Here is an 11373-nt window from a genome sequence, read left to right on the forward strand (position 1 = left end):
CGATAGCAGCGGATGTGGCGTGACATGCTGGATGACATGCGGGGACGATCTGTCAGTCCCGTCTTCGTCGGGCGGGAAGAGGAGCTGACGGCTCTATCTGAAAGCCTCGACGACGCCAGGAAAGGCACACTGACCGCCGTCCTGCTGGGCGGCGAGGCCGGAGTCGGCAAGACCCGGCTGGTGCAGCGCTTCGCCGAGCAGTGCACGGCCGGCGGGGCGCACGTGCTCGTCGGTGGCTGCGTGGAGCTGTCGACCGAGGGCCTCGCGTACGCGCCCTTCACCGCCGCCCTGCGCCAGCTCGTCAGGGAGCAGGGCCCGGCCGCGGTGACCGGGCTGCTGCCCGACGGCGCCGAGCGCGACCTCGCCCGGCTGCTGCCCGAGTTCGGCGAGCCGAACGGCGACGGCGAGACCGACACCGGCCGCGCCCGGCTCTTCGAGCAGTTCCTCACCCTTCTTGAACGCCTCGCGGACCACCGCCCCACGGTCCTCGTCATCGAGGACATCCACTGGGCCGACCGCTCCAGCCGCGACCTCATCGCCTTCCTCAGCCGCAACCTGCGCACCCCGCAGGTGCTGATGGTGATGACCTACCGCTCCGATGACCTGCACCGCCAGCACCCGCTCAGGCCCGTGCTGGCCGAGCTGGGCCGCGTGCAGGGCGTGCTCCGCCTCGACCTGCCCCGCCTGTCCAGGGACGAGGTCGCCCAGCAGATGACCGCCATCCTCGGCAGGACCCCCGAGTACGCCAAGATCGAGAACGTCTACGAGCGCAGCGAGGGCATCCCGCTGTTCGTCGAGGCCATGCTGGAGAACGGCGAGGGGTGCACGTTCCCCGACTCCATGCAGGACCTCATCCTCGCCTCCGTCGAGCGCCTGCCCGAGGAGACCCAGCGGGTGCTGCGCGTCGCCGCCGCCGGCGGCAACCGGGTCGGCCACGCGCTGCTCGCCGCCGTCAGCGGCCTGACGGACGTCGCGCTGGAGACCGCGCTGCGCCCCGCCATCGCCGGCAACGTGCTGCAGATCGCCGACAACCGCGCGTACGTCTTCCGCCACTCGCTCATCCGCGAGGCCGTCCACGACGAGCTGCTGCCCGGCGAGCACCAGCGCCTGCACGCGCGCTACGCCGAGGAGATCTCCAAGGACCGCACGCTCGTCCCGCCGGGAAGGGCCGCCGTCGAGCTGGCCCACCACTGGTACGGCGCCCGTGACGACCGCTGGGCCCTGCTGTCGGCCTGGGACGCCGCCCACGAGTCGTTCAAGACGTTCGCCTACACCGAGGCCCTGCAACTGCTCGAACGCGTGCTCATGCTCTGGGTCCGGGTCCCCGACGCGGCCGAGCTGACCGGCGTGGACCACACCGCCGTGCTGGAGCGCGCCTCCGAGGCCGCCAACGCCGGCGGCGACGTCGACAAAGGGGTCAAGTTCGTCAAGGCGGCGCTCGCCGAGCTGGACGAGACCCGCGAGCCCGCCAGGGTGTCGCAGCTCATCGTGCGCAGGGCCGCGTTCAAGAACTCCAAGAACCAGCCGGGCGTCATCGACGACCTCAGGCACGCGCTGCGGCTCGTCCCCGAGAACACCCTCGACTGGGCCGAGGTCGTCACCCCGCTGAGCCGCCACCTGATGCTGCGCGGCGAGCTGGCGGAGGCCGACCGGCTCATCAGCGACGGCCTGCGCTGGGTCAGGGAGCACGGCGACCGCTGCCTCGAAGGCGACCTGCTGATGAACCAGGCGCTCGGCCACTCGCTGCGCGGGCAGCTGGAGAGCACGAACGTCATCAACGAGCAGGCGATCGCGATCGGCCGCGAGCAGCGCAGCGGCCGCGTCATCAGCCGCGCGATCGGCAACCTGGTGGACACGCTGACCGACATGGGCCGCGCGGACGAGGCCCTGCGCCGGGCCGACGAGGGCTGGCGGGTCGCCAAGAAGTACGGGCGGCTGCGCGGCAGCGGCACGTTCATCCTGAACAACAGGGCCGAGGCGCTGGAGGCGCTGGGCCGCTGGGACGAGGCCGTCGAGACCGTCGAGACGGCGCTCAGCCACGGCCCCGTGCTGCGCACCCGCTACGCCCTGCTGCGCGTCCGCGCCGACATCGCGCTGGCCAGGGGCGAGATGCCGCTCGTCAAGGGCATCCTGTCGGAGATCGGGCTGTTCACGTCACGGGCGGAGGAGTTCGTCCAGGACATCATCAGCAACGCCAGGCTGCTCATGGGCTGGCACCTCACCCGGGGCGAGCCAGCCGCCGCGCTGGCCGCGGCCGAGCAGGTGCTGGCCCAGCCGAAGCGGTCGAGCAAGGCCATGCTGTCGTGGCGGCTGCTCGCGGTGCTGCGCAACGTGTGCGACGCGGCCCAGGAGACCGAGCCTGAGCGCAGCGCCGCCGTGCGGGCGCACGCCGCCGAGGTGGCCGCGGGGCTGTCGGTGGACGGGCCGGTCGTGGAGGCGTACCGGCTGTCGTACACGGGCGACTTCGACGCCGCCGCGGCCGCGTGGGAGCGGCTGCGCCGCCCGCACAACCAGGCCAAGGCCCTGCTCAGGGCGGCGGGGATGAGCGCGCGGTCCGGCGACAGGGAGGGCGCCGCGGCCCGGCTGAAAGTGGCGCTGCCGCTGGCCGAGGCGCTGCGCGCCACGCCGCTGATCGAGGAGATCGAGACGCTCTGCCGCCGGGTGGGCGGGCTCGACCTCGCCCAGGAGCCGTCGGAGCTGCTGACGCCGCGCGAGCTGGAGGTGCTCCGCCTGGTCACCCAGGGCCGGACCAACCGCGACATCGCCGCCGAGCTGTTCATCTCGGCGAAGACGGTGAGCGTGCACGTCTCGAACATCCTCGCCAAGCTCGGCGTCACGACGCGCGGCGAGGCCGCCGCCGCGGCCCACCGCCTGTCACTGCTGACCTAACGGAACGCCTCAGAAGATCGCCTCGGCCAGCATCACCACGCCGAAGACGGCGAACGCGGCGGCGGCGCCGTACTTGATGGCCTTCTCCGGCAGGTGCTTGCCGAGCAGCCGGCCCACCACGATGGCCAGGGCGTCGGCGGCCACCATGCCGATCGTCGAGCCGATCCACGTGCCCAGCCAGTCGTGCCGGGTGGCCAGCGTGATCGTGGCCAGCATCGTCTTGTCGCCCAGCTCGCTCAGGAAGAACGCCACGGTCACCGCGATCACGGCGTTCCTGGTGGTGCGGCGGGCCTTGCTCTGCTCTTCCTCGGTCAGCTCGTCGCCGCGCAGCGTCCACACCGCGAAGCCGAGGAAGGCGATCCCCGCCACGATCGAGATGGCCGTGGTGGGCAGCGCGGTGCCGATCAGCCCGCCCAGGGCGACGCTGGCCAGGTGGACGGCCGTGGTGGCGATCGTGATGCCGGCCAGCACGGGCCAGATCTTGAACCGGGTCGCGAACGTCATGGCCATCAACTGGCTCTTGTCGCCCAGTTCGGCGATGAAGATCGCGCCGAGACTGATCCAGAACGCTTCCAAGAGAGGGGGTCCCCTTCCGCGCGACCGGACCGGAAGCGCGGCACCCAGGGGATTTCGGGCACGACGTTCGGCCCGGCAACGCCTCGTCAACATGGCTTGCCAGGCCGAAGGTCTCGTCCGCCCGCGAAGGCCCGCATGACCGGGCGCCCTGAGGCGCCAGTGTGTCGATCACACGATTGGGACTACTCCCCTTCGGTAATTCCAGAACACCCTAACAGCAGCCCGCCCGTGGCTATTCCCCCAGGATGCAGCCCACCATCACCGGCTCGTTGACCAGCGTGACCCCGAACTTCTCCCGCACGCCGTCGCGCACCTCCCTGGCCAGGGCCAGCAGGTCGCGCGTGGTGGCGGCGCCGGTGGGGTTGGTGAGGGCCAGCGTGTGCTTGGTCGAGATGCGTACGGGCCCGCGCTCGTAGCCCTTGGCGAAGCCCGCCTGCTCGATCAGCCACGCGGCCGGCACCTTGACCAGCCCGCCGGGCACCTCCCACTGCGGATGCCCCGGCGCGCGGACCGCCAGCTCCGCCGCCTGCTCGGCGGTCAGGACCGGGTTGGTGAAGAACGAGCCCGCGCTGCGCGTGTCAGGATCGCCCGGGTCGAGCACCATGCCCTTGCCCCTGCGCAGCCCCAGCACGGCCTCTCGGGCCTCGGCGAGCGGCACCCGGCCTCCCACCTCGGTGCCGAGCCTGCGGGCCAGCTCCTCGTACGCCAGCGGCCCCGACAGCCCGGACACCTCAAGCGTGTACGTCACCGCGAGCACCACGTAGCGCGAGAGGTCGCGCTTGAAGACGCTGTCGCGGTAGGAGAACCCGCACTGCCGCGCCTCGATGTCGACGACCTGCCGGGTGAGCCGGTCGTAGGCCCGCACGCACCGGACGGTCTGGGCGACCTCCTGCCCGTAGGCGCCGACGTTCTGGATCGGCGTCGAGCCGACCTGGCCCGGTACGCCGGACATGCACTCGATGCCCGACCAGCCCTCGCTGACCGCGCGGGCCACCAGGGCGTCCCAGTCTTCGCCGGCCTCGGCGGTCACGACGATCTGCTCACCGTCGCGGGTGAACGTGACGCCCTCGGTGGCGACCTTGATGACCAGCCCGTCGAAGCCCTCGTCGGCCACCACGAGGTTGCTTCCCCCGCCGAGCACCAGCGTGGGGGTCGAGGTCCTGTCGGCCTCCGCGACCAGCGAGACGAGTTGCTCCGCCGATGTCGCCTCGGCGAAGTCTCGGGCGGGGCCTCCCAGGTGCAGCGTGGTGTACGGCGCGAGCATCTCCATGACCGACAAGCTTATGAGGCATGCAGCCTGCGCAGCACCTCGTCGTGGTTCCGGCGCGACTCGCGCTCCAGGTAGTCGGCGGAGACGTCGTGCGGCTGCAGCGGCAGCACCGGCGGCCGTCCCTGGGGCACCACCAGGTCACCCCGCAGGGCCAGGGAGAGCTCCAGGTCGGCGTGGCGGCCGTAGTTGGCGTCCTCGGGCAGCGCGGCCAGGGCCTGCGCCCGGCGCACGGCGATGATGCCGCCCGTGAGCGCCCGCACCTTGCCGGGGCCCGCCTCCAGCCACGTACGCCCGTCGTCGGCCGGCTCCGCGCCCTGCCAACCGGCCGCGACCGCGCCCTCGTTGACCGCGGCCACGAGCGGGGTCAGCGCGTCGCCGTGCAGCTCAAGGCCGGTCTCCAAGAGGACGTGCACCTCGGAGTCGTCCAGGTGCAGCAGCTTCGTGCGGCTCTCGCCCCAGGTGGCCGTGCCGCCGCGCCAGTGCGGGGTCTCGGCCACGTGCCAGGCGATGATCCGCTCGGGGTGCCGCTGCGCCAGCTCGGCCAGCACGTCCCCGGCGCCGTCCACGTTGCCCAGGTCCAGGGCGAGCACCTTCGCCCTGGTGTGCTCGATCACCGACTCCAGGCAGCGCCTGACGTCCTCGGGCCAGCCGTCCACCAGCACGCCGACGCACTCCGTCACGTCCTGGGTCGCCACGCGCTGCCGCTCGACGTTCACGCCGAGGTCGTCGAGCCGGTTGGTGGCCAGCGTGCCGTCCCAGGTGCGCTGGGCGTGCAGCATCTCGTCACCGGGGTCGCCGTGCTGGCCGGGGTCGCCGGAGAAGCCCAGCTCGGCGGCCGGGTTCATGCGGGCGTGGGTGCCGCGCGTCCCCACCCCGGACGCCCGCCTGCCTTCCACCCCGGTGGTCGCATCGGTACGCGCCCCGCCCGCCGTGTCACGCCCGGTGCCGGTGCCGCCCGCGACCTGCTCGATGCGGGCGGCCTTGAGATGTCCTGGGGGTCTCGCATCCGTCACGGCGGAAACGGGGATCGATCGAACCGTGGGCCAAATGTGTCGTACGGCTTCACTCATAGGGTCACGCGCTACCCGAGACCCGCCCACTTATCACTGACCGTTTAAGCGAGCCGGACGCCCGAGCGGGCCGGGGAGAGTCAGGCGAGCTGGACGACCGCGCGGGCCTTGGAGAGCACCTTCGCGTCGCCCGACGTGGCGGTCAGGCCGATGACCACCCGCTTGTCGGGCAGCTTGTCCTCGACGACCCCGCTCACCGTGATCGTCGCGCCCCTGTCGTCGTCCGGCACGACCACCATCGACGAGAACCGCACCCCGAAGTCCACGACCGCCCCCGGGTCGCCCGCCCAGTCGGTGACGAACCGGCCGGCCTGCGCCATCGTGTACATGCCGTGCGCGATCACGTCGGGCAGCCCGACCATCTTGGCGAAGCGCTCGTTCCAGTGGATCTGGTTGAAGTCGCCCGAGGCGCCCGCGTACATCACCAGGTCCAGGCGGCGCACCCGGTAGTCCACGCCCGGGATCTCCTGCCCGACCTCGACCTCGTCGTACTTCACCGCAGCGCCCATCTCAGCTCGCCCCTCCGCGCTCGACGATCGTGTTGTAGGTCACGCAGACCGGCTCGCCCTCGACGGTGCGCACGTCGCTCCTGACGGTCAGCAGCTCGTTGTGCCCGGCGGTGCGGATGTCGGTGATGGCGGAGCTGATGACCAGCTCGTCGCCGGCGTGGATCGGGCGGACGTACTCGAAGCGCTGTTCACCGTGGACGACCATGGCGAGGTTGAGGCCCAGGTCGGGGTCCACGAGCGCCTCGCCGCCGCTCTGCAGGCTGAAGACGATGGGGAACGTGGGGGGCGCGATGACGTCGGGGTGACCGGCGGCCCTGGCGGCCTCGCGGTCGCGGTAGAGCGGGTTGTTGTCGCCGATGGCGGCCGCGAACTCTCTGATCTTCACCCGGCTGACCTCGTACGGGGCGCTGGGCGGATACGTTCTGCCCACGAAGTCACGGTTCAAGGCCATGGTTGCTCCCTCGCATGTCTCCGTACCGGCGTCGATGAGCGAGACGCTAACAGAACAACGTTCGGCTGTCCCTGCTATGAAAGCCTTTTTGCCGAGGGCACGAACCGGGGCCTCAGACACGACGAACCGGCGCCCTGCGAAGGGACGCCGGTTGTGCGTTATGAAGAGATATTGGAGGCAGAAGCCCTGCCCGGAGAACCTAGCGGGTCTCGCGGTGCGCGCGGTGGCAGCGGCAGTTGGGGCAGTACTTCTTCAGCTCAAGCCGATCCGGGTCGTTGCGCCGGTTCTTCCGCGTGATGTAGTTGCGGTGCTTGCACTCCTGGCAGGCCAGCGTGATCTTCGGCCTAACGTCGGTGGCAGCCACTTGGGAGTGCCTTTCTACGTTCGGGACATGGACACGCCCGTGCCCAGGTCGGTGGACCTGGGCTAGGGCAGTAGCGGAGGCCGGACTTGAACCGGCGACACAACGATTATGAGCCGTTTGCTCTGCCTGACTGAGCTACTCCGCCTTTGAGCCGGAACGACCCGGCCCGTAGAGGATACCCGAAGCGGTGAGCACGTGAGTAACTCGCCCGATCGGGTGGGGTGCTCCCAGTATGCCTCAGGAACCCCCGTCAATCGAAATCGTTTGTGCGGCATCCCCCATGCCGCACCACGCGAGGGTGATCAGCGTAGCAGCGCCACCCGACCGCCGCGAACCCGCACGCGCCCGCGCAGCCACCCGTACGGCCGCCCGCGACCCCCGCCCTACGACGCCCCCGGCGCGGCCCCGGCGCGGCCCCGGCGCGAATCCGCGCCGCGCCCCCGGCCGCTCCCCCAGCGGGCGGGCCCGGACAACGAAAAACGCCCGGCTCCGAAACCCGGAGCGGGCGTGATGTCGGTGCGAAGTGGAGCCCCCAAACGGAATCGAACCGTTGACCTTCTCCTTACCATGGAGACGCTCTGCCGACTGAGCTATAGGGGCCTGTCCGGCGCTGCGGACAGGTGTAACCATACACGGCACTCACCGATGATGCGAACTCGTTCGGCCCTCTCCAGAAGAGCCCGCAGAAGGGCCCGCCGAAGGGTCTGTCACGGAGTCCGTCACGGAGTCATTTACGGAGCCATTCACGGAGCCGACCGGCCGCCGCCGCGGGAACTCGACGACCTCGCACAGATCGGCCAGATCGACGAGCGAGGCCACCTCCGCCACGGACGAGCAGTCGGCGACCACCCACCCGTTTCTGCGCACCCGCAGCACCTGCCGCCCCGCGCGCACGGCTCCGACGACCTCCCAGCCGTCGACGCCGACCCAGCGCCTTCCCGTTGGCCTTTCCACAACGGCACAGAGTAGCCCTGGGGTCTCTCATTTTTCGTCACGCACCACGCGTTACCGGCATACCGAATCGGTAGGAGCCGGGCGTTCAGTAGCGGTAGAAGCCGGCGAGGTCCTTCTTCTCGGCGATGGAGTCGACGCGCACCACGGCCCCGGTCTCGGGGGCGTTCATCATCCTGCCGCCGCCGAGGTAGATGCCGACGTGGTGGGTCCTGATCCGCTTCTTGCCGATCTTGCCGAAGAAGACCAGGTCACCCGGCTTGGGCCGGCTGACCCGGTGCATCCTGCGCACGTGCGCGTCGGTGTTGCCGGGGCCCAGCACGTCGCGGCCGTGCGCCAGCGCGTACACCCAGCGGGTGAAGCCCGAGCAGTCGAGCCCGCGCGTCTTGGCGGCCGGGCAGGGCTTGATCGAGCCGCGGTAGCCCCGGCAGGTGCCCTTGGACGGTCCGGGGTCGGAGGCGTGGCCACCGCCCCAGGAGTAGGCGATGCCGCGCTGCTGGATCTCGTACGCGATCCGCACGGTCAGCGGCGGCAGGGACAGCCCCAGTGGCACTGATGCCGTGACCAATGCCATGACCGATGCCGTGGCGGTCAGCAGGAGCAGCGCCGCCGCCACGGCTGACCGCCGCCTCATTCCGCCCCCCAAACACCGATTTATCGGGCTTTAAGGGTAAGTTTCACCGATCCGACCGTCACGTTCATCCCGACCGTGCCCTTCGACTTCCTCGGCTTGGTCGTGAACACGAAGGTGATCTTCTTCCTGCGCGGCAGCTCCTTGACCACGCAGCGCACCGCCGTGCCGCTGAACGTGCAGCCGGGCGCCTTCACCACGCGCTGCCCGCCGAAGGCGCGGCCGGACAGCTTGACGTTCGTGACCGGGTGCGGGCCGGTGTTGGCGATCGTGACCGCGTACGACGTCCTGCCGCCGACCCGGCCCGACACCCGCACCTCGGCGGGCGGGTTGGCCAGCTCCTTCAGGCGCGACTCGGAGCCGTTGAACGCGTTCCCGCCGCCGACCAGCGGCCCCTTCTCCGCCGACTGCCAGAACGTGTGCTTCTTCCAGCTCTTCGGCAGCTCGCCCGGCTCGCTCCCCCAGCGGGCCAGCCAGAGCGGGTTGACGGCGAACTTCTTGGAGTCGCCCGTGCACGTACGCCACCAGCTCGTGGTGGTGTAGATGATCGCCCGCCGCCCGGTGGCCTCGTAGTACTTCTTCGTCCAGTCCGTGATCCAGGTGACCATGTCCTTGGTGGACAGGCCGTAACACGAGTTCTTGCCGTTCTTCGACTGGTACGGGTTGTCCTCCAAATCGAGCACACCCGGAAGTGTCTGGCCGTCGCTGACCCAGTTACCGCCGTTCTGCAGGAAATAGTCGGCCTGCGCTGTCCCATCGGATTCGTGCGGTTGCGCGAAGTGATATGCGCCGCGGATGAGACCGGCCGTGGCGGCGCCGCCGTACTGGGAGTCGAAAATCGGGTTGCGATAGTTCGTGCCCTCGGTGGCCTGCACGAACGCGAATTTCCCGCCACCGGCCACGACGGCGGGCCAGTCGATCTCGCCCGTCCAATTACTGACGTCCACGCCGGGCACGTCATCGGCGGCATGGGCGACGCCGGTCATGCCGATCGAGGCGATCACCGTAGATAACAACAGACGTTTCACGCCGGTGATCATTCCGGACCCTTACACCATTTCGCAAGCTCGGAAATATCAACGTCTTTTGTGGTGTCGACCCGCTGGACCGGACCCAGCGCCAAAGGCCGCGCCCAGGCCGCCCATTCGGCCCATCGCTCGTCCCCGACCTCGTCGTCGTGGTGCACGGGATGCCGTACGCGGCTCTCGTACCGGCTCCTGGCGAAGTCGAGCGGGACGTCGCACCAGACCTCGCGCACGTGCGGGCCCGGCTCGATGCCCGCCCGCCGCAGCCCGGCCTCCACCACCGGCCGCAGCGGTGCGAGCCAGGGGCTCTCCAGGACCGCGCCGGGCCCGGCCGCCGCCGGCCGAGCCGGCGGGCCAGCGTGGTCTTTCCCGAGCCGGGAAGACCGTTCACGAGGACGACCAGTTCGCACATGACGGGCATCGTGGCAAAAATCTTCATGACGTAGGGAGAAACCGCACTTCAGCGGCCGGAAATCGGCCTATGTCGAAGACGTCGGAATGACGTCGTTTTCGCAGGTCAGAGCCGTTTGTGTACGTGACATTCACGTTTGCTGAAATCCGCTCCGGCGCCCAAACTTGAGCCGACCCACGAATGCGGCCCCGACCAGGGGTTTCTTCGTCATGCCCGCAGGAGGCCGACCATGATCCACACACGGGGACTGACCCGTGACTTCAAGGTGAAGAAGGAGACCGTCACCGCCGTACGCGGCATCGACCTCGACGTCGAAGCCGGCCAGCTCGTCGCGTTCCTCGGCCCGAACGGCGCGGGGAAGTCCACCACCCTGCGGATGCTCACCACGCTGCTCCCGCCCACCTCGGGCACCGCCACCGTGGCCGGCCACGACGTGGCCGCCGACCCGAGGGCGGTGCGCTCCCGCATCGGCTACGTCGGGCAGCGCAACGGCGCGGGCGAGGACCAGCTCGTCCGCGACGAGCTGGTCTCCCAGGGCCGCTGCTACGGCCTGCGCCCGAAGGAGGCGGGCGCCCGCGCCGACGAGCTGCTCGACCTGCTGGAGCTGACCCCGCTGGCCAAGCGGGCGCCGGGCACGCTCTCGGGCGGCCAGCGCCGCCGCCTCGACATCGCGCTCGGCCTCATCCACCGCCCCGACCTGCTGTTCCTCGACGAGCCCTCGACGGGGCTCGACCCCAAGAGCCGCGCCGACGTCTGGCGGCACATCCTGCGGCTGCGCGAGACGTACGGGACGACGCTGTTCCTGACCACCCACTACCTGGAGGAGGCCGACACCATGGCCGAGCGGGTGGTGATCATCGACAACGGCCTGATCATCGCGGACGGCACCGCGGAGCGGCTCAAGAACGACCTGGCCGGCGACCACATCACGGTCACCACCGGCACCGAGCGCGAGGCCGCCGCGGCGGCCGGGATCGGCGGCGGCAGCGCCGAGGGCACCACCGTGCGGCTGCGGGTCGCCCAGGCACCCGCCGCGCTGCCCGACTACCTGCGGGCGCTCGACGCCGCCGGCATCAAGGTCACCACGGCCGAGACCACCCGCCCGACCCTCGACGACGTGTTCCTGACCCTCACAGGGAGAAGCCTCGAAGTTGACCTCCTCCCACTCGTGAACGAGGGGGATTCCCACGGTCGCCCGTGAGGCTTCCTGCTTCACAGCCGGTCG

At 70.4% G+C, this 11373-nt stretch carries 11 protein-coding genes and 2 tRNA genes; 2 read left to right on the forward strand and 11 right to left on the reverse strand.

Translation table 11 applies throughout. The features are described from left to right. The first annotated feature begins 36 nt into the window (after window positions 1-36). On the forward strand, window positions 37-2889 hold the full coding sequence (locus ACFFR3_RS22500; protein WP_345394881.1) for an ATP-binding protein: 2853 nt from the start codon (window positions 37-39) through the stop codon (window positions 2887-2889). Between the two features lie 9 nt (window positions 2890-2898). On the opposite strand, the gene ACFFR3_RS22505 is transcribed toward ACFFR3_RS22500, so the two are convergent. The 11 genes from ACFFR3_RS22505 to ACFFR3_RS22555 form a co-directional block, all read right to left on the reverse strand. Continuing rightward, window positions 2899-3465, reverse strand: a complete 567-nt coding sequence (locus tag ACFFR3_RS22505; protein ID WP_345394878.1) for a TMEM165/GDT1 family protein — start codon at window positions 3463-3465, stop codon at window positions 2899-2901. Between the two features lie 232 nt (window positions 3466-3697). Then, the gene (locus ACFFR3_RS22510; RefSeq protein WP_379483791.1) at window positions 3698-4735 is read right to left on the reverse strand and encodes a UDP-N-acetylmuramate dehydrogenase; all 1038 of its coding nucleotides are present in this window, start codon (window positions 4733-4735) and stop codon (window positions 3698-3700) included. Window positions 4736-4746: 11 nt separating this feature from the next. Next, on the reverse strand, window positions 4747-5748 hold the full coding sequence (locus ACFFR3_RS22515) for a hypothetical protein (protein ID WP_345394875.1): 1002 nt from the start codon (window positions 5746-5748) through the stop codon (window positions 4747-4749). 137 nt (window positions 5749-5885) lie between these two features. After that, window positions 5886-6314: a MaoC family dehydratase gene (locus ACFFR3_RS22520; RefSeq protein ID WP_345394872.1), complete on the reverse strand. Its 429-nt coding sequence runs from the start codon at window positions 6312-6314 to the stop codon at window positions 5886-5888. A 1-nt stretch (window position 6315) separates the two neighbouring features. Then, window positions 6316-6765: a MaoC family dehydratase N-terminal domain-containing protein gene (locus ACFFR3_RS22525; RefSeq protein WP_345394869.1), complete on the reverse strand. Its 450-nt coding sequence runs from the start codon at window positions 6763-6765 to the stop codon at window positions 6316-6318. A gap of 199 nt (window positions 6766-6964) precedes the next feature. Further along, window positions 6965-7129, reverse strand: a complete 165-nt coding sequence (rpmG, locus tag ACFFR3_RS22530) for a 50S ribosomal protein L33 (RefSeq protein ID WP_019632658.1) — start codon at window positions 7127-7129, stop codon at window positions 6965-6967. Window positions 7130-7200: 71 nt separating this feature from the next. Next, a tRNA-Met gene (locus ACFFR3_RS22535) sits at window positions 7201-7274 on the reverse strand. A gap of 379 nt (window positions 7275-7653) precedes the next feature. Next, window positions 7654-7729 (reverse strand) — tRNA-Thr (locus ACFFR3_RS22540). 439 nt (window positions 7730-8168) lie between these two features. Next, window positions 8169-8714: a C40 family peptidase gene (locus tag ACFFR3_RS22545; protein WP_379483792.1), complete on the reverse strand. Its 546-nt coding sequence runs from the start codon at window positions 8712-8714 to the stop codon at window positions 8169-8171. A 20-nt stretch (window positions 8715-8734) separates the two neighbouring features. Beyond that, entirely contained in the window at window positions 8735-9739 is a 1005-nt protein-coding gene (locus ACFFR3_RS22550) for a lysozyme (RefSeq protein ID WP_345394863.1), read from the reverse strand. An 8-nt stretch (window positions 9740-9747) separates the two neighbouring features. Next, window positions 9748-10017 carry a hypothetical protein gene (locus ACFFR3_RS22555; protein WP_345394860.1) on the reverse strand — a complete coding sequence of 90 codons (270 nt, stop codon included), beginning with the start codon at window positions 10015-10017 and terminating at the stop codon, window positions 9748-9750. A 360-nt stretch (window positions 10018-10377) separates the two neighbouring features. Between ACFFR3_RS22555 and ACFFR3_RS22560 the strand changes: the two genes are divergently transcribed. Further along, window positions 10378-11349, forward strand: a complete 972-nt coding sequence (locus tag ACFFR3_RS22560) for an ATP-binding cassette domain-containing protein (protein WP_364375457.1) — start codon at window positions 10378-10380, stop codon at window positions 11347-11349. Window positions 11350-11373 lie beyond the last annotated feature (24 nt).

Source organism: Nonomuraea salmonea, assembly GCF_042428605.1.
GTDB lineage: Bacteria > Actinomycetota > Actinomycetes > Streptosporangiales > Streptosporangiaceae > Nonomuraea > Nonomuraea salmonea.